The organism is Sulfuricella sp. (assembly GCF_035531155.1).
Lineage (GTDB): Bacteria > Pseudomonadota > Gammaproteobacteria > Burkholderiales > Sulfuricellaceae > Sulfuricella.
Map to the genome: position 1 here is coordinate 13,133 of NZ_DATKTK010000007.1, position 18,798 is coordinate 31,930.

General features: G+C 59.2%; 19 protein-coding genes and 1 riboswitch. Of the genes, 7 read left to right on the plus strand and 12 right to left on the minus strand.

Annotation, left to right across the window (positions count from 1 at the left end):
* Positions 1 to 19: 19 nt before the first annotated feature.
* Positions 20 to 229, plus strand: a complete 210-nt coding sequence (locus VMV64_RS02645) for a hypothetical protein (protein WP_325328401.1) — start codon at positions 20 to 22, stop codon at positions 227 to 229.
* A 79-nt stretch (positions 230 to 308) separates the two neighbouring features.
* Here the strand turns inward: VMV64_RS02645 and VMV64_RS02650 are convergent, their stop codons facing one another.
* The 4 genes from VMV64_RS02650 to VMV64_RS02665 form a co-directional block, all read right to left on the minus strand.
* Positions 309 to 1,373, minus strand: coding sequence for a carotenoid 1,2-hydratase (locus VMV64_RS02650; RefSeq protein ID WP_325328402.1), 1,065 nt, complete (start codon positions 1,371 to 1,373; stop codon positions 309 to 311).
* Positions 1,373 to 3,886, minus strand: a complete 2,514-nt coding sequence (locus VMV64_RS02655; protein ID WP_325328403.1) for an FtsX-like permease family protein — start codon at positions 3,884 to 3,886, stop codon at positions 1,373 to 1,375. Before VMV64_RS02655 ends, VMV64_RS02650 begins: the two co-directional genes overlap by 1 nt.
* A gap of 2 nt (positions 3,887 to 3,888) precedes the next feature.
* Complete coding sequence (locus VMV64_RS02660; RefSeq protein ID WP_325328404.1) at positions 3,889 to 4,539, minus strand: ABC transporter ATP-binding protein; 651 nt, start codon at positions 4,537 to 4,539, stop codon at positions 3,889 to 3,891.
* Between the two features lie 166 nt (positions 4,540 to 4,705).
* Positions 4,706 to 5,875 carry a class I SAM-dependent methyltransferase gene (locus tag VMV64_RS02665; RefSeq protein WP_325328405.1) on the minus strand — a complete coding sequence of 390 codons (1,170 nt, stop codon included), beginning with the start codon at positions 5,873 to 5,875 and terminating at the stop codon, positions 4,706 to 4,708.
* A gap of 48 nt (positions 5,876 to 5,923) precedes the next feature.
* Here VMV64_RS02665 and VMV64_RS02670 point away from each other — a divergent pair, with 48 nt between their 5' ends.
* Together VMV64_RS02670 and VMV64_RS02675 are read left to right on the plus strand one after the other, a co-directional pair.
* Positions 5,924 to 6,664, plus strand: coding sequence for a pteridine reductase (locus tag VMV64_RS02670; RefSeq protein ID WP_325328406.1), 741 nt, complete (start codon positions 5,924 to 5,926; stop codon positions 6,662 to 6,664).
* Positions 6,665 to 6,785: 121 nt separating this feature from the next.
* On the plus strand, positions 6,786 to 7,523 hold the full coding sequence (locus VMV64_RS02675) for an ATP-binding protein (protein WP_325328407.1): 738 nt from the start codon (positions 6,786 to 6,788) through the stop codon (positions 7,521 to 7,523).
* 30 nt (positions 7,524 to 7,553) lie between these two features.
* Here the strand turns inward: VMV64_RS02675 and metF are convergent, their stop codons facing one another.
* The 5 genes from metF to VMV64_RS02700 all read right to left on the minus strand — a co-directional run bounded on the left by metF (position 7,554) and on the right by VMV64_RS02700 (position 11,107).
* Positions 7,554 to 8,384, minus strand: coding sequence for a methylenetetrahydrofolate reductase [NAD(P)H] (gene metF, locus VMV64_RS02680; RefSeq protein WP_325328408.1), 831 nt, complete (start codon positions 8,382 to 8,384; stop codon positions 7,554 to 7,556).
* An 89-nt stretch (positions 8,385 to 8,473) separates the two neighbouring features.
* Complete coding sequence (ahcY, locus tag VMV64_RS02685) at positions 8,474 to 9,892, minus strand: adenosylhomocysteinase (RefSeq protein WP_325328409.1); 1,419 nt, start codon at positions 9,890 to 9,892, stop codon at positions 8,474 to 8,476.
* 71 nt (positions 9,893 to 9,963) lie between these two features.
* Positions 9,964 to 10,031, minus strand: a riboswitch (S-adenosyl-L-homocysteine riboswitch).
* A 50-nt stretch (positions 10,032 to 10,081) separates the two neighbouring features.
* Entirely contained in the window at positions 10,082 to 10,429 is a 348-nt protein-coding gene (locus tag VMV64_RS02690) for a DUF3024 domain-containing protein (RefSeq protein WP_325328410.1), read from the minus strand.
* Between the two features lie 91 nt (positions 10,430 to 10,520).
* The gene (locus VMV64_RS02695) at positions 10,521 to 10,808 is read right to left on the minus strand and encodes an addiction module antidote protein (RefSeq protein WP_325328411.1); all 288 of its coding nucleotides are present in this window, start codon (positions 10,806 to 10,808) and stop codon (positions 10,521 to 10,523) included.
* Positions 10,805 to 11,107 (minus strand): type II toxin-antitoxin system RelE/ParE family toxin, encoded by a 303-nt coding sequence (locus tag VMV64_RS02700; RefSeq protein ID WP_325328412.1) that lies wholly within the window; start codon positions 11,105 to 11,107, stop codon positions 10,805 to 10,807. The genes VMV64_RS02695 and VMV64_RS02700 overlap by 4 nt, the downstream gene beginning before the upstream one ends.
* 297 nt (positions 11,108 to 11,404) lie before the next feature.
* On the opposite strand from VMV64_RS02700, the gene VMV64_RS02705 reads away from it, so the two are divergent.
* Positions 11,405 to 12,436 (plus strand): P63C domain-containing protein, encoded by a 1,032-nt coding sequence (locus VMV64_RS02705; RefSeq protein ID WP_325328413.1) that lies wholly within the window; start codon positions 11,405 to 11,407, stop codon positions 12,434 to 12,436.
* A 532-nt stretch (positions 12,437 to 12,968) separates the two neighbouring features.
* A complete protein-coding gene (locus VMV64_RS02710) occupies positions 12,969 to 14,303 on the plus strand; it encodes an IS4 family transposase (protein WP_325328414.1) in 1,335 nt (444 codons plus the stop codon).
* A 310-nt stretch (positions 14,304 to 14,613) separates the two neighbouring features.
* Here VMV64_RS02710 and VMV64_RS02715 read toward each other — a convergent pair whose 3' ends face one another.
* Together VMV64_RS02715 and argH are read right to left on the minus strand one after the other, a co-directional pair.
* Positions 14,614 to 14,985: a LexA family protein gene (locus VMV64_RS02715; protein ID WP_325328415.1), complete on the minus strand. Its 372-nt coding sequence runs from the start codon at positions 14,983 to 14,985 to the stop codon at positions 14,614 to 14,616.
* 14 nt (positions 14,986 to 14,999) lie between these two features.
* The gene (gene argH / locus VMV64_RS02720; RefSeq protein ID WP_325328416.1) at positions 15,000 to 16,400 is read right to left on the minus strand and encodes an argininosuccinate lyase; all 1,401 of its coding nucleotides are present in this window, start codon (positions 16,398 to 16,400) and stop codon (positions 15,000 to 15,002) included.
* A gap of 29 nt (positions 16,401 to 16,429) precedes the next feature.
* Between argH and VMV64_RS02725 the strand changes: the two genes are divergently transcribed.
* Together VMV64_RS02725 and VMV64_RS02730 are read left to right on the plus strand one after the other, a co-directional pair.
* A complete protein-coding gene (locus tag VMV64_RS02725) occupies positions 16,430 to 17,485 on the plus strand; it encodes a sensor histidine kinase (RefSeq protein ID WP_325328417.1) in 1,056 nt (351 codons plus the stop codon).
* Positions 17,478 to 18,245 (plus strand): LytTR family DNA-binding domain-containing protein, encoded by a 768-nt coding sequence (locus tag VMV64_RS02730; RefSeq protein WP_325328418.1) that lies wholly within the window; start codon positions 17,478 to 17,480, stop codon positions 18,243 to 18,245. The genes VMV64_RS02725 and VMV64_RS02730 overlap by 8 nt, the downstream gene beginning before the upstream one ends.
* Here VMV64_RS02730 and VMV64_RS02735 read toward each other — a convergent pair whose 3' ends face one another.
* Positions 18,246 to 18,737, minus strand: a complete 492-nt coding sequence (locus VMV64_RS02735; RefSeq protein WP_325328419.1) for a thioredoxin family protein — start codon at positions 18,735 to 18,737, stop codon at positions 18,246 to 18,248.
* Positions 18,738 to 18,798: the final 61 nt, after the last annotated feature.

An 18,798-nucleotide genomic window follows, 5' to 3' on the forward strand; every position in this document is an offset into this window, starting at 1 on the left:
TGATTTTCCTATCCACCAGATGAATTTGACGCTAGGTCAGGGCGGACAACTGCCCGTCGTGGGTCACGGTGATGACGGCCTGGCCCTTTTCCTCGGCCAGCCTCCGGAAGATGTCGAATTCGATCTGGCCGTTTCGGGTGTCCAGGTTGCCGGTCGGCTCATCCGCCAGGAATGGCGGAACGCCTGTCGAGCGTCTGTCCGTACTCGCCCTGCTGCCGATTTTTGGTGAATGTGCTCACCCTCTCCCTTCAAGGGATAGGGAGGTGCAGCGCATGGTTTCGGCTTTGCCCACAGAAAACCCGGATGAATCAAAATCTTAGGGGTTTAACGTACCCGGTCATTTCAAGGTAACCACGGCCTGCAGGTTTGCCGTCACGGCTGAGGCTAACGGCACCCTCCCAGTAGACTGCTCCCGTTGACCGGCGCGAATCGAGCTCCTGGTCGTCTTGCAATGGTGTTAACTGCCACACAGTTGAGCCGGTATGAATCTGCATTGCTACCGGATAGGTTGCCCCAGTGCGGGGGGAGCGCCAGCGGCGCTGCGGCATAAAGTGCATGGCCTCTGCCTTGAATTGCGTGATCTTGCCGGTAGCGTCGCGCAACGCCGCATGCGCCCAGACCTGCGCGCCGGTTTTATCGCGAATTTGGAAGGCCATCAGCGCACCGCCGTCATCCAGATTGGCCCCGACCCAATCCCAACCGACCGCGTTCGCATCCAGTACGCTGGTGGACCATTCGTGATCGAGCCAGGCGGAGCCTGTGACGGCAGTGGGTTTGCCATTGCGGGTTATGCTGCCTGCAACGCGCAGTTGCGGCTCGCTGTAATAGTGGCTGGCTTGCTCCGGTTTGGGGCCTTTACGGGAAAAGCCGTGATCGCCTTGCAACATCGGGGCTTGCGACGGGATGAGCAATAAATTTTGGGTGAAGTCGCGCGCCTTTACGCTCACTTGATACTGGCCGTTTTCATCACGGAAAATACGCCAGCCATCCAGCTTGACATCGGTATTGCCGGGTTTTGCATAGACCAGACCAAACCCTTGACGCGCACTTTTCTGGTCGTGCAAGAGCTTGCCAAGGGCCGGGTCGGACAAGGCGGCATGAGCGATGATGACTTGCTTCGGTGCGAATTGGCTGGGGTTGGCCGCATCAAACTCGGTGGCAAAGCGAAAGAAGGTAATCTGGAAGCCAAGCGGCTTTTTATCTGCCGTTTCCAGCCACCCGGTCGCATACCACCACTCGGTGCGAAAGTTGGGATGCGCACCGAAATCAGCCGGGAAACTGAGGGTTTGATCAGGTGTCACCCGGGAAAATTGCGGCGGCGCGGCGACAGAAAACTGCACCAGCAGCAAAGATAGAAAGCATAAAAGCCGCATCACCAATCCTCGCTCACCGCGCGAATCGCATTGCCCGACAGCGCATAGCGCCCCGACACCAGCGCAGTCAGGGCGGCGGACACCAGCAAGGCCGCCGCCACAGACGCCAGCAATCCCCACGGCAGATGCAGCTGCATGGTCCAGTGGAATGACTGCGGATTGACGATAAATACCAGAATCAGACTGATGACCCAGCCCAGCACGAATCCCACCGTGATGCCGATTACGGTCAACAGGCAGCCCTCCAGCGCCAGGATGGCGATAATTTGCCGGCGCGTCACCCCGATGTGGCGCAACATGCCGAACTCTTTTGCCCGCGCCAGGGTCTGCGCCGAAAAAGTCGCGGCCACGCCAAACAGGCCGATGACAATCGCAATGGCTTCCAGCAAATAAGTCACCACGAAACTGCGATCGAAAATTTTCAGGCTGGTGGCACGGATATCGCCCGGCTCGGCGAATTCCAGCGCAGTGCCGAAAGGCAATTTTTTCAATGTGGCGATGGCTTGCGCCGGCGTCACACCCGGCTGCAGCCAGAGCGCCGCATCGTTGATTTCCTTGTCACCCGACAGAGCTTGATAATCCGCCAGCCGCATCTGGATCGCGCCGAATTGCCGCGCATAGTCGCGCCACACGCCAGCAACGACGGCATCGCGTACCTGCCCGTATATGGGCAGGCGCACGTGCATGCCGACGGAATAGCCGTACAAATCCACCATTGCTTCCGACACCCAGATCGGCAGCGCGTTCTGCGGCACGAGGGCCCGGCTTACCAGCGGCAGGATTTTACCGGGGTCGCGCACATCAATCGGTCGCGCAATCAGCGCCACGCCGGGTCGGCCTGGATCGAGCGTCAATTGCGATTGGCGCAAAAAGTCGGCACGGGCAATACCAGGCGCTGTTGCAATGGCTGTTTGCGCCTCGGTGTCGAGCGAACCAGTATTGCCGCTCAGCGCTGAGCGGACATACAAATCGGCAGGCAACACATGCGTCAGCCATTCATCCACCGACACTCTGAAGCTGGCAACCATGATTGCCATTGCCACCATCAGGCTAAAGCTGGAAAGCACGCCGCCCAGCGCGATGGAAGCCTGGTTCGGCACGTTTGCCAGTCTGGCCAGCGTCAGGGCGGCGACGGGATTGGACATGGGTTTGAGATTGGCGAGCCTGAAAATACTGGCCGACAGACGCGGCATGAGCGCAATGGCGCCGATCAGCAACAGTGCGACCGCGGCATAACCAAAAATCGGCAAACCGCCTACCGGCGGGCTTTGCGTCAATAGCGCGCCTAACGCCAGCGCGGCTACTGCCGGCCAAGGGTTGGCGAGTTTCGCCAGCGCGCCTTCTTCACTGCCGGATTTAAGCGCTTGCGCCGGCTGGGCGCGCGCCGCCTCCCAGGCTGGGGCGGCGCAGCCCAATAAGGCGGCCACGGAACCCAGCAGGCAAAACACGCCCGCCGCAATCGGCGTGAAATGCACCGTGGGTTTAACCCCTGGAAAATAGCCGCCCCCCAAATCCCCTCCGAAAAAATGCAGCGCCACCGCCGCCATCGCATAGCCTGCAGCGATGCCGCACAAAGAGCCCAGCACGCCCAATGCCGCGCCCTCCAGCAGCACCTGCCGCAGGAGTTGCGCGCGGGTCAGGCCGACTACACGTAGCAGTGCAAACTGGCTGCGGCGGCGAATCACCGACAGCGCCTGGGTCGAGAACACCAGAAATGCGCCGGTAAACAGTGCGACCAACGCCAGCACATTCAGATTGACGCGATAGGCAAGTGACATTTTGGCGGTGCGCGCTTCCTGATCCTGGGTTTGCGTCACCATTAATTGCCCCTGCATCTCTTGCGCCAGCGCGGCTCTGAAGGCGTCGCGATTAACGCCCTCGGTCAATTTCAATTCGATGCGCGAGAGTTGTCCGATGCGGTTGAAGCGCCACTGCGCCGCGCCAATGTCCATCACTGCAATGCGCTGTCCGGCACGGGCATGCACCAGGCTGCCTGCGACCCGTAGCGCGATGGTTTGCGTGCCGGCGCGCAGGGGCAGCAAGTCGCCCTGTCCTACCTTCAACCATTCCATCGCGGCGGGGGAAAGAAAAATGGCGTTATCGGCCAGCGTGTCGAATGGTTTGTCCTCTGCCGGGATGCCGATGAAATCGGGCGCGATTAAGGCGGCGCGGAAAATGTCGAGGCCGAGGATTTTCAACGGACTTCTTTCTCCTGGAACCACCGCGTCCAGCTCCAGAATCGGGCTGGCCAGCGCAACGCCTTCATGCTGCGCCAGCAGCGGGTAGAACCGCTCGTCAAAGGTGGTTTGCGTACTGCGCACTTCCATGTCTGACTGGCCCGACAGGCTTTTTACCGCAGCGGAAAATTCATTGAAGGCTGCTGCATTGATGAGATGAATCGCAAAGCCTAGGGCCACGCCCAGCGCAATCGCACCGATGGCTACCATCGCGCGTAGCGGATAGGCGCGCCATTCGCCAAGCAGCAACCAGCGGGAAAGGAGATTAACGCGCATATTCATGAAGCGGGGTGCAACCCATTGCTGGTCAGCACCAGCACCCGGTCCGCCGTTGCGGCAGCCGCATCGGAATGCGTGACTATAATGGCGGAAGCACCATTCGCCTTGATTTCTGCGCGCAGTAACATCAGCACGCCATGCGCCGTGTCCGGATCGAGGTTACCGGTCGGTTCGTCGGCCAGCACCAGTGTAGGGCGATGTACCAGCGCGCGGGCGATGGCGACACGCTGCATTTCGCCGCCCGATAGTTGATGTGGGAAATCGTTGCCGCGCCCGTGCAGGCCGACAGCGGCGAGCATTTCCTCCGCTCTCTGGGTGCTTGCTCCATTCAACAGCAAAGGTAGCGCGACGTTTTGCAGCAGCGTCAAATGTGGCAGCACATGAAATGCCTGAAAAATGAAGCCCATCTTCGTGCGTCGCAGCCGCGTCGCCGCATCGTCATCCAGCGACGACATGGGCACGCCGTCGATGATAATTTCTCCCGAATCCGGTGTATCCAGTCCGGCGATGAGATTCAACAAGGTCGATTTGCCGACGCCCGACTCGCCCATGACTGCAACGTATTCGCTCGCTGCGAGCGTGTAGGACAAATCTGTCAGTACATGTCGTCCGCTCACATACGATTTGGTGATACGGCGTAGTTCCAGCATGATGGCTCCCTTTGGCGGGGTTTTAGTTGGCGCCATAAAGCGAAGTTCTGGTTGGTGTGTTCTAACGCCACGGTGATGCGGGTTTTGCTGTAGGCGAAAAAGCCGGTTGCGGCGGCTGCAGCAAGCAGCGCAAGTTAGAGGGCGGTCTTGATCAAAGGTTTCATGATCAGAGCATGCGGCTCTTGTCGCCGCGCACAAACCCGAGCAGGGGCATGTCCACACCCTTGCCCAAGGCAATCGCCTTGAACAGTTCGCCCATTTCCGCCGGGTTGAGCAGCTTCTGTGCCTGGGCGGCGAGCGGCAGGTAAGCACTCGCTTGCTCGGGCGAGAGGCGTGCCAGCAAGTCGGTGATGCCGCAGTTGATCAAAAAATGGGCCTGGCTGGTATAACCCAGAAGCTTCAGGCCATGCCTGACGCCGGCCTCGGCGATGGCGGTGAAATCCACATGGGAGGTAATGTCCTGCAGGCCCGGCAGATAAAACGGGTCGTCGTGGGCGTGGTGGCGATAGTGGCACATCAGGGTGCCTGAGCTGCGCTGGGGATGGTAGTACTCGTTTTGTCCGAAACCGTAATCCAGCATCAGGATCGCGCCCTTCTCCAGCAACCTGGCGAGAGTGGCAATGAAACCGCGTGCGGCGAGGGCGATTTCGCTGACGTAATTTTCCCCCTCCCCCGCATTGCGGGGGAGGGTTAGGGTGGGGGCAAGGCTGGCGGCGATGTCGAATAGTTCTCCCGATGTCAGCTTGCGCTCGCTCCAGGAGAACTGGCCGTCCTCCAAGCCCACGCCGCGTTCAAAGAGGCTATCTTCACCCCAGGCGACCAGGTGTACCGGCATCGCATCGAGCACTTCGTTGCCGATGATCAGTCCGGAGAAGGAAGCGGGCAGTCTGTCCAGCCACTCGACTCGCGGTGCGAACCGCGCCAGCAGATGTTGCTGGCGCTGGCGCAGGTCAGCGCTCACTTCAAGAAGGAAATACCGCTCCGGCAACTGCCCCGACCGCTCCAGTTCCGAGAGCAGGTCGAAAGCCAGGCGGCCGGAGCCGGGGCCGATTTCCAAGATGTTTCCATCGGTGCGCCTGAGTACCTGAGCGGCTTGCTGCGCCAGGGCCTGGCCAAACAGGGCGGAGATTTCCGGGGCGGTGACAAAATCGCCTGCTGCGCCGAATTTGTGCATGCCGGCGCTGTAGTAGCCGAGGCCGGGTGCATACAGGGCCAGCTCCATGAAGCGGCTGAAGGGAATCCAGCCGCCGGCGGATTCAATTTCACCCCTGATCAGGGCAGAAGTTTTTTCGCTGTATTCCAGCGCGGCCGGGTCGGGTGCGGGTAGTGGGGACATGGCAAGTGTGATAAATTCAGGGCTGATTCGAGTTTAGTGGAGATCGGCATGCAAGGCAAAGTCGTATTGATTACCGGTGGCGCGAAGCGGGTCGGCGCGGCGATCTGCCGCCGGCTGCATGGGGAAGGGGCGAACCTGATGATCCACTACCGTTCCTCGGCGGCGGAAGCGGAGGCGCTGCGCGATGAATTGAACCGTAACCGTCCGAATTCCGCGGCACTGGTGCAGGCTGATTTGCATGACGTGGAGCGGCTGCCGGATCTGGTTGCCGCCACAGTGAAGCACTTCGGCCAGCTCGACGCGCTGATCAACAATGCCTCCAGCTTTTATCCCACCGCAGTGGGCGAGATCGGCGAAAAGGACTGGCACGACCTGCTCGGCACCAACCTCAAGGCGCCGCTGTTCCTGTCGCAGGCTGCGGCCGAGCCATTGCGCCACAGCCACGGTTGCATCGTCAACATCGCCGACATCCACGCCGAGCGGCCGATGAAAAGCTACCTCGTATACAGCATCGCCAAGGCCGGCCTGGTGGCGCTGACCAAGTCGCTCGCCCATGAGCTCGGCCCGGAGGTGCGGGTCAATGCGGTGGCGCCGGGTCCGATCATGTGGCCGGAGGGGGATACCTCCTTCGACGACCAGGAACGCCGTCGCATCGTCGACCATACCCTGCTGAAGCGCGAGGGTTCGCCCGACGACATTGCGCGCGCGGTGCTGTTTCTGGTCAAGGATGCCCCCTACATTACCGGCACGATCTTGCCGGTGGATGGCGGACGGAGCGCGAGTTTGTGATTTTTGTTTTGAAAAAAACTTTATTCATCCACGGATTACCACGGATGTACACGGATAAAATCTTCGCGCTATTGATTCGGGGGGAAATCCGTGTTAATCCGTGGCTAAAAATCAATAAATTATGATCGAACCTGTCAAACCGCCAAAATCCCTGATGAGTGCCGCCGGCCGCGCGATCGGCGACTTCTCCATGATCCGCGAGGGCGACCGGATACTGCTCGGGGTGTCCGGCGGCAAGGACAGCCTTTCCCTGCTGCATGTGCTGATCGCTTTGCAAAAGAAGGCGCCGGTGCGCTTCGAACTGGCGGCGGCGACGGTGGATCCGCAATCGCCTGATTTCGATCCCTCGCCGCTGAAAGGCTATATGGCGGAACTGGGTATCCCCTATTTTTACGAAAGCCAGGCTATCGTTGAGCAGGCGGAGAAAGCCATGGTCGGCGATTCCTTTTGTGCCTTCTGCTCGCGCATGCGGCGTGGCATCCTCTACCGCGCGGCGCGGGAAAACGGCTACAACGTGCTGGCGCTGGCGCAGCACCTGGATGATGCCGCCGAGACTTTCCTGATGTCGACCTTTTTCGGCGGCAAGCTGCGCACCATGCAGGCGCATTACCTCAACGACCAGGGCGACATCCGGGTGATCCGCCCCTTCACCTACGCGCGCGAGCGCCAGACTGCGGCTTTCGCGAAGAACGCGGAACTGCCGGTGATTCCGGAGAACTGCCCGGCCTGTTTCGGCATGCCCACCGAGCGCATGCACATGAAGACTCTGCTGGCCGAGCTGGAGAAGGATAATTCCAAGGTTTTCTCCAGCATACTCACGGCGTTGAAGCCGCTGCTGGGCGCCGGCGTGCCAGCCTGATTGCGAATTTCTGCCGGGCCATAGGAAAAGTTAGAGCCCGAGGCGTTGCCAGATGGTCGAAATCAGGCCGGCATGGTTGAGCGTATAGAAATGCAGCCCCGGTGCGCCGCCCTTCAGCAGCCGTTCGCACAAGTCGGTGACCACGTCCAGGCCGCAGGCGCGGATGGCGGCGCTGTCGTCGCCGTAGCCCTGCAGCTTGAGCCGCATCCAGCGCGGGATCTCCGCACCGCAGGCATCGGAAAAGCGCGCCAGCTGGGAAAAGTTGCCGATCGGCATGATGCCGGGGACGATCGGGATAGTGATGCCCATGGCCGTACACTCGTCGACGAAGTTGAAATAGGCGTCGGCGTTGTAGAAATACTGGGTGATCGCGGCATCGGCACCGGCATCCACCTTGCGCTTGAAATTGGCCAGGTCGGCCTGGGCGGAGATGGCTTGCGGATGGAATTCCGGGTAAGCGGCCACTTCGATGCGGAACCAGTCGCCGGTCTCGGCGCGGATGAACTCCACCAGCTCGTTGGCGTAGCGGAACTCTCCCGCACAGGCCATGCCGGAAGGCATATCGCCGCGCAGTGCGACGATATGGCGGATGCCGTGGCTTTTGTATTCGTCGAGGATCGCCCGGATGCTTTCCCTGGTCGAGCCGATGCAGGACAGGTGCGGCGCGGCCTCATGGCCTTCGCGCTGGATCTCGATCACGGTTTCCAGGGTGCGGTCGCGGGTCGAACCGCCGGCACCGAAAGTGACCGAAAAGAACTCCGGGTTGAGTTGGGCGAGCTGCTTGCGCGTCGCGTGCAGCTTGTCCATCCCCTCCTGGGTTTTTGGAGGAAAAAATTCGAAGCTAAGTATAGGTTTTGTCATAAAGCTAACCGCGAAGGCGCAAAGACGCAAAGGAATGCCAAAATTCTTTGTGTAATCTTTGCGCCTTTGCGCCTCTGCGGTAAAGGGGTTTAGTAGCGATAATGGTTGGCCTTGTACGGGCCGTTCTTCGGCACGCCGATATAGGCGGCCTGCACATCGGTCAGTTCGGTCAGATTCACACCGATCTTCATCAGGTGCAGACGGGCCACTTTTTCATCCAGATGCTTGGGCAGAACGTAAACCTTGTTCTCGTAGTTCTCCGGATGGTTGAACAGCTCGATCTGGGCGATGGTCTGGTTGCTGAACGAGGCCGACATCACGAAGGACGGATGGCCGGTGGCGCAGCCCAGGTTCACCAGGCGGCCCTTGGCCAGCACGATCAGCTTCTTGCCGTCGGGGAAGATTACGTGGTCGACCTGCGGCTTGATCTCGTCCCACTGGTATTTTTCCAGCGAGGCGATGTCGATTTCCGAATCGAAGTGGCCGATGTTGCAGACGATGGCTTCGTTCTTCATCTTCGCCATGTGGTCGTGGTTGATCACGCTGAGGTTGCCGGTGCAGGTGACGAAAATGTCGCCGAGGCTGGCCACGTCGTCCATGGTCACCACGCGGTAGCCTTCCATCGCCGCCTGCAGCGCGCAGATCGGGTCGATCTCAGTCACCATCACGGTGGCGCCCATGCCGCGGAAGGCCTGGGCGCAGCCCTTGCCCACGTCGCCGTAGCCGAGCACCACGCAGATCTTGCCGGCGATCATCACGTCGGTGGCGCGCTTGATGCCGTCGAGCAGGGATTCGCGGCAGCCGTACAGGTTGTCGAACTTGGACTTGGTGACCGAGTCGTTGACGTTGATCGCCGGGAACTTCAGGCGGCCTTCCTCGGCCATCTGGTAGAGGCGGTGCACGCCGGTGGTGGTTTCCTCGGTCACGCCCTTGATGTGCTTGATGCGTGAGGAGTACCAGCCGGGCGAGGTCGCCAGCTTGTTCTTGATGGCGGCGAACAGTACGCGCTCTTCTTCGCAGGTCGGCTTGGCGATCACGGAAAGATCGGCTTCGGCGCGGGTGCCCAGGTGCAGCAGCAGGGTGGCGTCGCCGCCGTCGTCCAGGATCATGTTGGCAGGTTCGCCCGGCCATTCGAAAATCCGGTGGGTGTAATCCCAGTATTCTTCCAGCGATTCGCCCTTGTAGGCGAACACCGGGATGCCGTCGGCGGCGATGGCGGCGGCGGCCTGATCCTGCGTCGAGTAGATGTTGCACGATGCCCAGCGCACTTCCGCGCCCAATGCGGTCAGCGTTTCGATCAGCACGGCGGTCTGGATGGTCATGTGCAGCGAGCCGGCGATGCGCGCGCCTTTCAGCGGCTGCGCCTTGGCGTTTTCCGCACGGATCGCCATCAGGCCGGGCATTTCCACCTCGGCCATCAGAATTTCCTTGCGGCCCCATACGGCCAGGGACATGTCGGCGACTTTGCAGTCGGTAAAGTTTTTGGTTTCAGCCACAGCGAACTCCATATAACGTTGTGGCCGGGGGGATGCAGTGGGACGTCGCTCACCTGGGCATCCCGTGCCCGGCACGGGTTAAATACAGGTAAGCGCGGTTTTCGAAAGCCGAGCCTGACGGAAGAAATCCGTTGCAGCGCTCCTCGGTTGGATTGAATTATAACCGAATTTTGATTTTTTTGTGCTTGGGTAAGAGTTACCTTAACCCCAAAAGCACGCATGGGCATCTTGATCGACCAGTTGCAGAAATTCTTCAAGTTTCGCAACTTCAGGCAATGGAGTATAAGCATGCCACTTCAGGTCGGCCCGCATCCAATAAACCTTCCAAACATCTTGGGTTTTTACATAGGTTGCTTTTGCAACGGGATGCTCCATTTTTTCTTCCGGGTTTCGCCAAACGGGCCGAATCTCAAAAATCTCGACACTCTGCCCTTCTACTCTGAAGCCCAGATCCAATTTCGGTCGAATATGGAGGGGTGGCCGTCGTTTCTCAATGAAGGCGGCGACCAGATTCTTGTATCTCTGCATTTCAATTTCAGTGAATGCCATCGTTTAAGTCACATCCGTGCCGGATTGGTGGGCAACCATTTTGCGGGAGGCCATGCAAAAATGCGTGCAACTCTGATGCCGAGGTTTCTATTCAGACATGCGTCGGTTCGACATGCAGCTTGACCCCGAGCGCATGAAGCAGCTTCATGATCGTGTCGTAGCGCGGTTTTGCTCCCGGCGCCAGCGCCTTGTAGAGGCTTTCGCGTCCCAATCCGGTGTCTTTCGCCAGTTGTGACATGCCGCGCGCCTTGGCCACGCTGGATAGCGCCGCCAGTAGTACTTCCGGGTTTGGGTCTTCCAGCGCGGCGGTGAGGTATTCCGCGATCACCGTTTCGTTGTCCAGATAGTCTGCCGCATCGAATTTGGCAAAGGTAGTCATGGTTGTTCCTCAATAAGTTGGGCAATAGCCTTGGCGCGCTTGATGTCGCGTCGCTGGGTTGATTTGTCGCCGCCCAGCAGCAGGAAAATCACCAGTCGCCCGCGTTGTGTGAAATACAGTCGGTAGCCGGGGCCGACATGCACGCGCATTTCATGCACCCCGTCGCCCACCGGTTCGCAATCGCCCAGGTTCCCCATTTCGGCGGAAACGATTCGCGACACGATGCGAGCCTTGCTTACGCTGTCTTTCAGGCCAGCGAGCCAAGTATCGAAATCGCTGGAACGGATGACGGTATACATGTTTTTAGTGTATCCATATGGATACGAAAATACAAGGGAAATTGATTTCGCGGCAAAACGTTATCTCCGTTTTTTCTTTTTCTGCCCGCTGGGGTGGGCAGAAGGCTGGCGGAAGCCTTTTGCGATGGGTTTGGAAAGCAGTTTGGCGCTGGTCGCGTAGTTCGTGAGGCGGCCAACGTGGACGGCGTAATCGGTCTACGCCCCAATTTTCCAGATGCAAGCATTATTTATACTATGCTTGCATAGTCTTGAAATGAAGCTTATTATGCAAGCATTAATTCAAGCATGGGAGGTGTTATGAACAAAGCCAGTGGTAAAAAAATGGGTGGTATCGCTAGAGCTAAGTCATTGACGCCAGAGGCAAGAAAGGAAATTGCTTCAAATGCAGCAAAAGTACGATGGAGTAATGAAGAATTGCCGGTCGCGGAATTTGCTGGAGAGTTAAAGCTTGGCGATCTAACTTTCCCGTGTGCTGTACTTTCTGATGGAACGCGAGTTTTGACAGAAACAGATTTTATGACTGGTCTTGGGATGTATCGAAGCGGGGCGCTTTCGGTCAGGCGTGAATCTAGCGCGGACGGTGGTGCGCAAATGCCGCTTTATCTCGCTTTTAAGAATCTTTTGCCTTATGTAGTCAAACATTTAGGTGATGTGCACGTCAGGCCGTTAAAATATAAAACATTGACTGGAGGAATAGCGCACGGTATTCAAGCATCCATTATTCCAAAAATTTGCTCTATCTGGTTGGATGCCAGAAAAGAGAATGTTTTAGGCTCGCGTCAAAAATTAGTAGCGGATCGTGCTGAAATGCTACTGAGAGGGCTTGCAGAGGTCGGCATTATTGCCTTAGTTGACGAAGCAACTGGTTACCAAAAAGAAAGAGCTAAAGATGCCTTAGCAAAAATACTAGAAGCATTCGTCGCAAAAGAATTGCAGCCTTGGGTGCACACATTTCCTAGTGAATACTATGAGAATTTATTTCGGTTAAGAGGCCTTATTTTCCCCCGAGATAGTATTAAGAAGCCGATGTACTTTGGACATTTAACAAATAATATTGTGTATGCCAGATTGGCTCCAAAGGTTCTTGAACAGCTAAAAAGAGAAACGCCACGTGATGACAAGGGGCGGCACAAGCATCAACTCCATAGGAAATTAACTGCTGATATTGGGCATCCGAAATTACGAGAACATTTGGTATCGTCAATAACTTTGATGAAAATAAGCGACACTTATGAACAATTTGAGAGGCTTCTTGACAGGGTTCACCCTAAATACAACGAAACGATGGCGCTACCCTTTAATGACGTAGAACCAGATACGGGGATTTGATTTCTTTCTTTCCAGCGAGCTTTAGCGGCTTTCTAAGATGAAGCACAGTGCCATACAGCACCGGTCTATAAAAGATGTAAGCGGTGACGGGTTTTGAGTGCGCTTCGCGCAGATGATAGATGCCGGGGGCTGCCCGGCAGCAGGTCACTTTATTTTGCTTGCCCAAAATACAAGTAACCAAACAAAAAGGCACCCCGCCGCACCGGCCCTTCGGGCTCCCCTCGATTTTCCGAAAAGATCGGGCGGCTGCGGAACTCGCGCTTTGCGCTCAGACAGTCCTCGCCGACGGCCCCCGATCTTTTCGGAAAACCGAGGCGGTGCAGAGGGGGAGTTTGGGTCTTGTGGGCGGAGCCCGTGTTTTTAGATGCCCTCCCCGGCGGGCTACCGTATGCACACATCTCTGGCATGAATTATGCGAAGCCCTGCTTAGGATAATTCTGTGGGGGTATGTCATGGACAGACTAGAAGTAGAAATTGAGAGATACGCCATTGGTGAATTTGGCGATGCGCGCTTAAAAAAACAGGAGCCCATTTGCACGCCCGGATGGTGGGCAAGCAAAGCGTCTGCCTGCGACGGCTCGGTGGCGGACGGGCGGGAGAAGTCCGCTTTGGCCGTTTTCTGTCCAATCCGCGCGTGACCATGAACGATCTGGTCAATGGAGCTTGTGACGGCATTGGTGCGCGCAGTGCAGGGCGGCATATCCTGGTTATCGAAGACACCAGCGAAATCAACTACCAGGGGCATGCGGGGCGCGTAAAGGGGTTGGGCACGGTCGGCAACGGCACGGATCTGGGCCTCTTTCTCCATCCTGTCCTGGCGGTGGATGCCGACGATGGGGCCTGTCTGGGGTTGGCGCACCTGCACCTATGGCAACGCCGGGAAGGCAAGGCGCCCAACCATCGGGGCTTGCCGATTGAGGACAAGGAAAGTTTCCGCTGGATCGAAGCGGCCAAGGCTGCCGGAAAGCGCTTGCCGCAAGCGGCAAGAATGACCATCGTGGCTGACCGAGAAGCCGACATCTATGAGTTGTGGGCTCGTCTGCCCGACACGCGCACCGACCTGTTGGTCCGTGCTGGCCAGGATCGGGCGCTGGTCACAGAGTCAGATCAGCGACTGTTCGCCTGGATCGCGGCGCAGAAGGTAGCGGGCAGCTATCGGCTCACGCTGCCCGCCATTGCGGGTAAACGCAGCGCTCATGAAGCGCTGCTTCTGGCGCGCTTTGGACAAGTCGTCCTGAAGAAACTCCAGAGTGGCTCGGACAAGAAAGCCCCGGCAAGCCTGACGCTGAACATCATCGAGGTGGTCGAGGACGCCAGCACGGTAGTGGGAAATGAGCCTCCCATTCACTGGCGGCTGTTGACGACCCATGCGGTCACGACACTGGCAGAAGCCCGGCAATGCATCGAGTGGTATTGCCAGCGATGGCATATCGAACAGATGTTCCGTACGCTGAAACGGCAGGGACTGAATCTGGAGTCGAGCCTGATCGAGGATGGGGATCGACTGGAGAAGCTCGCGGTGCTGGCAGTTTCCGCCGCTGTACGCACGATGCAATTGACGCTGGCTCGGGAAGGCAAGACGCGGCGACCGGCCACCGATGCGTTTGTAGCAGAGGAGATCGAGGTCTTGCGTCATATTCAGCCCACGTTGGAGGGCAAGACAGAGAAACAGAAAAACCCGCATCCCCTCGTCACGCTCGCTTGGGCGGCATGGATCATCGCGCGTTTGGGTGGATGGAATGGATATGCTTCCGAGCGAAAACCCGGCCCCATCACGATGCTCCATGGCCTGCAGTCGTTCTCATCCATCTGCCAGGGCTGGGTTCTGGCTCGAAGAATGGAGGAGAAAGATGTGTGCATACGGTAGCCCCGCTGGGGAGGGCGGGGTTGGGTTGGTTTTGTTTTGCTTTTCGGTCCCCTTGGTCCGCCGCCGAGTAGCGCAGCCAAGCCGGGGGATTTCTGCGAGGACTGTTTGAGCGCAAAGCGCGAGTTCCGCAGCAGCCCGGCTTGGCGAGCAACGCAGGGAACCCCGCAGGGGCGGTGGATGGGTGTCGCCTTCTTTGGGTTACCTTTCTTGGCGAAGTGTACAGCGAAGCAAGAAAGGTAACCAGCCGCCGGGCTGCCCCGGCAATTCAAACATTAGCGCGAAGCGCACAAACCTACAAACCCCAACTAAACTAATAAGACTTCATCGAGCTCCGCTTGCCCGGTTTTTTCTTCTGCGTTATTACCCCCTTCACCACCTCCAGCCCCGGCACTTTGTCGGTGGGGTACAGGTCGTTGAGCGGCTTTAGATACCAGCGGTCGTCGTGTTGAACCAGCTGACGGAAGATGTATTCATCCTTGTGCCAGGCGACGACATAGGAGCCGTTGTGCGCCAGGCCTTCCGGTTCGATGATGATGATTTCACCTTCCTCGAATTCGGGTAGCATGCTGTCGCCCAGCACCATCAGCGCGTAGGGTTCGGCGCTGGAGCAGGCGCTGGTTTCATCGGCGATTTCTGGCCCTTCGTTGAGGGGGATGATGGGGATGATTTTTTTCTGTGCCATGGGAGTTTGCATTTTTAGAGAGTCTCGATAAATTTCCGGCCACGCTGGATTGCGGCCCTGACCTGCACCGGCGCGGTGCCGCCGATGTGGTTGCGGCTGTTCAGCGAGCCTTCCAGGGTGAGCACGGCGAATACGTCATTGGCGATCAAGGGTGAGAATTCGAGCAGTTCATTCAGGGAAAGTTCGCTCAAGTCACAGCGCTTGCCTTCCGCGTGGCGCACGGCGAGGGCGACGGCTTCGTGGGCATCGCGGAACGGCAGCCCTTTTTTGACCAGGTAGTCGGCCAGGTCGGTGGCGGTGGCGTAGCCCTGGAATGCAGCTTGGCGCATGGCTTCCTTGTTCACCGTGATGCCGCCCATCATGTCGGCGTAGATGCGCAGGGTGGCGGTGAGGGTGTCGACGGTGTCGAACAGCGGTTCCTTGTCTTCCTGGTTGTCCTTGTTGTAGGCCAGCGGCTGGGATTTCATCAGGGTCAGCAGCGCCATCAGGTGGCCGGTGACGCGGGCGGTCTTGCCGCGCACCAGTTCGGGCACGTCCGGGTTTTTCTTCTGCGGCATGATCGAGGAGCCGGTGCAGAAGCGGTCGGCGATATCGATGAAGCCGACGCGCGGGCTCATCCACAGGATCAGCTCTTCCGACAGACGCGACAGGTGGGTCATGATCAGCGCGGCGGCAGCCGTAAATTCGATGGCGAAGTCGCGGTCGGAAACGGCGTCGAGCGAGTTCTCGCACACCCCGTCGAAGCCCAGTTCCCGCGCCACGCTTTCCCGGTCGATCGGGAAGCTGGTGCCGGCCAGCGCGGCTGCGCCGAGCGGCAGACGGTTGACGCGCCGGCGACAGTCGCGCATTCTCTCCGCATCGCGCTTGAGCATTTCGAAGTAGGCCATGAGATGATGGCCGAAAGTCACCGGCTGGGCGACCTGCAAATGGGTAAAGCCGGGCATCACGGTGTCGGCGTGCTGTTCCGCCAGATCGAGCAGGGCCATCTGCAGGCCCTTGATCAAGGCCAGCAGTTCATCGATGGAGGCACGCAGCCACAGGCGCACGTCGGTGGCGACCTGGTCGTTGCGGGAGCGGGCGGTGTGCAGCCGCTTGCCGGCTTCGCCGACCAGGGCGGTGAGGCGTTTTTCGATGTTCAGGTGGACGTCTTCCAGGTCGAGCAGCCATTCGAATTGGCCGGCACGGATTTCATCCAGGATCTGCGCCAGGCCCGTGCGGATTGCCGCCAGGTCGTCCGCGGCGATGATACCGCAGGCTTCGAGCATGGCGGCGTGGGCGAGCGAGCCCTGGATGTCGAATTCCGCCAGGCGCTGGTCGAATTCCACCGAGGCGGTATAGCGCTTGACCAGTTCCGCCACCGGCTCGCTGAATCTGCCCGACCAGGCCTTGCCCGTCGCCGAGGGTTTTTGTTGCATATCGTTGCCGCCTTGACCAAAATTCGAATATGACAAGTATAAAGCAAAATCCAGCTGCTCCCACAGGGGCTGCGACACCTCCCTCCGGCGTGGCCGGGGTGGCGCTGCCGAACTTCTGCAATCTCGGCATCATGCTGCGCATCCTGTTTATCGTGGACGGCATGAGCGTGGTGGCGGCGATGCTGAAAGCGCCCACCTACGACGGAGTGTGGCGGGCGCTGATGAATCTCTCCGCGCTGGTGCAACCGGTGCTGCTGCTGTCCCTGCTTGCCCTGTGCCTGGGGCGCGGCGCCCTGGCGCGCCTGCCTTATCGTTTCGGCGTAGCCGCGGTGCTGTTGCTGGAGCTGGCGCTGACTACGCTGGTGCATGTCTTCAGCCGGCGCCTGTTCGATGCCGATCTTGGCGCGCTCGAACGCCGCTGGCTATTTGCCGTGCTGGTCAGCGGTGTGCTGCTGGGCTACTTTCACCTGCGCAGCCGGGCCTTCTCGCCGGCGATCAGCGAGGCCAGACTGCAGGCGTTGCAGGCGCGAATTCGCCCGCATTTCCTGTTCAACAGCATCAACGCGGTGCTCAGCCTGATCCGTTCCGACCCGAAACAGGCCGAGCGGGCGCTGGAAGACATGGCCGACCTGTTCCGCGTGCTGATGGCCGACAACCGGCAGTTGGCGCCGCTGGAAAAGGAGGTGGCGTTGTGCCGCCAGTACCTGGAGCTGGAGCATCTGCGCCTGGGGGAGCGGCTGAAAGTGGCCTGGCACGTGGAAAAAATGCCGGGCGATGCGCTGGTTCCGCCGCTGCTGCTGCAGCCCTTGCTGGAGAATGCGGTTTATCACGGCATCGAGCCCTGCATCGAACCGGGTGAAATCGTGATCAACATTTACCGCGCCCGCAACCAGGTGCATCTGGTGCTGGTCAATCCCTATCGCCGGGAGGGTGGCCACCATGCCGGCAACAAGATGGCGCTGGCGAACATCCGCGAGCGCCTGGCGCTGCATTTCGACGCGGAAGCCACGCTGATGACGAAAGTGAACGACAGCAGCTACCAGGTCCACATCGTCGTACCTTACGTGAGCGAAAAAAATGCCTGAAGCCCTGCGCGTGCTGATCGTGGATGACGAAGCGCCGGCCCGCAGCCGGCTCAGGGATCTGCTGCAGGATTGCGCCGCCAGCCAGCCGCTGGAACTGGTGGGGGAGGCGGCGAACGGGAATGAGGCGCTGGACTTACTGGAGCGGAATTCGGCGGACGTGGTGCTGCTCGACATCCGCATGCCGGGCATGGATGGCATCGAGGCGGCGCAGCACATGCAGCGCCTGCCCCGGCCGCCCGCCGTCATTTTCGTCACCGCTTACGATAGTCACGCGATCCAGGCTTTCGAGGTCAACGCGATCGATTACCTGCTCAAGCCGGTTCGTGCCGAACGCCTGCTGGCCGCGCTGCTCAAGGTGAAGGCGCCGGTGGCCGGCGCCGTGGAGGCGTTGCGTGACCTGGCGCCGCAGGGCAGGGTGCATTTGAGCGTATACGAGCGTGGCCGGGTGGTTCTGGTGCCGGTAGAAAAGATCGCCTACCTGCGCGCCGAGCTCAAGTATGTCACGGTCAGAACGGCGGAACGCGAGTACCTGGTGGAGGAATCCTTGAGCCACCTGGAGCAGGAGTTCGGTCAGCGCTTCGTGCGCATCCACCGCAACTGCCTGGTGGCACGGGCTTATGTCGAGGGTTTTGAGCGCCAGACGCAGGATGATTCAGGCGAAGCCCAATCCGGCTGGGCGGTGCTGCTGAACGGGGTCGCCGAGAGGTTGCCGATCAGCCGGCGGCAGCAGTACATCGTCAAGGAATTCGGGCGGAGCTGACTATTTCCCGGCGCGCATCTTGGCGAGGGCTGCATCGATGCGCTGGTCGAGAAAGCCGCCATAGTAATCCGGCGTGGAGAGGCCGATCAGCGGTTCGGTCAGTTCGCGGCCCTCCGCATCGAACAGCTTGATGGTGGGGGTCAGCTTGATCCGGTTTTCCCTGGCAAAGCGGGCGTGGGTGGTGACTTTGCCGGAAAAGGTGCGGAGCGGGGCGGAGCTGCCGACGTCGACCTGGCGCATGATCACCTTGGCGTCGTATTCCGCGTTGCGCCGCATCGGCAGCAGGAACTCTTGCAGTAGCTGGGTGCAGAAGGCGCAATTGTGACTGCTGAACATCACCAGTATCGGCACGTTTTTTGTTCTGGCATTCGTCGCCTCGAGCGTGAAATCGCGCACCAGCGGGATTTCGACCTTGTCCTGTGCGTGCGCGCCGGCGGCGATGAACCATGCTAAAATAATCGCCAACAGGCCGTTGGCCAACTTAACGTTCATTATGTAATCTTTGCCTTGGGATATTCGTTGAAAACTCACTCGGACAAAACAGACGCCGGTA

Excerpts from the sequence above, each read along its gene's own strand:
- VMV64_RS02730 (WP_325328418.1), top strand. The coding sequence starts at position 17,478 with ATGCCTGAAGCCCTGCGCGTGCTGATCGTGGATGACGAAGCGCCGGCC.
- ahcY (WP_325328409.1), bottom strand. The coding sequence starts at position 9,892 with ATGGAGTTCGCTGTGGCTGAAACCAAAAACTTTACCGACTGCAAAGTC.
- VMV64_RS02700 (WP_325328412.1), bottom strand. The coding sequence starts at position 11,107 with ATGTATACCGTCATCCGTTCCAGCGATTTCGATACTTGGCTCGCTGGC.
- argH (WP_325328416.1), bottom strand. The coding sequence starts at position 16,400 with ATGCAACAAAAACCCTCGGCGACGGGCAAGGCCTGGTCGGGCAGATTC.
- VMV64_RS02675 (WP_325328407.1), top strand. The coding sequence starts at position 6,786 with ATGATCGAACCTGTCAAACCGCCAAAATCCCTGATGAGTGCCGCCGGC.
- VMV64_RS02725 (WP_325328417.1), top strand. The coding sequence starts at position 16,430 with ATGACAAGTATAAAGCAAAATCCAGCTGCTCCCACAGGGGCTGCGACA.
- VMV64_RS02660 (WP_325328404.1), bottom strand. The coding sequence starts at position 4,539 with ATGCTGGAACTACGCCGTATCACCAAATCGTATGTGAGCGGACGACAT.
- VMV64_RS02695 (WP_325328411.1), bottom strand. The coding sequence starts at position 10,808 with ATGACTACCTTTGCCAAATTCGATGCGGCAGACTATCTGGACAACGAA.
- VMV64_RS02705 (WP_325328413.1), top strand. The coding sequence starts at position 11,405 with ATGAACAAAGCCAGTGGTAAAAAAATGGGTGGTATCGCTAGAGCTAAG.
- VMV64_RS02670 (WP_325328406.1), top strand. The coding sequence starts at position 5,924 with ATGCAAGGCAAAGTCGTATTGATTACCGGTGGCGCGAAGCGGGTCGGC.
- VMV64_RS02735 (WP_325328419.1), bottom strand. The coding sequence starts at position 18,737 with ATGAACGTTAAGTTGGCCAACGGCCTGTTGGCGATTATTTTAGCATGG.
- metF (WP_325328408.1), bottom strand. The coding sequence starts at position 8,384 with ATGACAAAACCTATACTTAGCTTCGAATTTTTTCCTCCAAAAACCCAG.
- VMV64_RS02665 (WP_325328405.1), bottom strand. The coding sequence starts at position 5,875 with ATGTCCCCACTACCCGCACCCGACCCGGCCGCGCTGGAATACAGCGAA.
- VMV64_RS02650 (WP_325328402.1), bottom strand. The coding sequence starts at position 1,373 with ATGCGGCTTTTATGCTTTCTATCTTTGCTGCTGGTGCAGTTTTCTGTC.
- VMV64_RS02690 (WP_325328410.1), bottom strand. The coding sequence starts at position 10,429 with ATGGCATTCACTGAAATTGAAATGCAGAGATACAAGAATCTGGTCGCC.
- VMV64_RS02715 (WP_325328415.1), bottom strand. The coding sequence starts at position 14,985 with ATGGCACAGAAAAAAATCATCCCCATCATCCCCCTCAACGAAGGGCCA.
- VMV64_RS02645 (WP_325328401.1), top strand. The coding sequence starts at position 20 with ATGAATTTGACGCTAGGTCAGGGCGGACAACTGCCCGTCGTGGGTCAC.
- VMV64_RS02655 (WP_325328403.1), bottom strand. The coding sequence starts at position 3,886 with ATGCGCGTTAATCTCCTTTCCCGCTGGTTGCTGCTTGGCGAATGGCGC.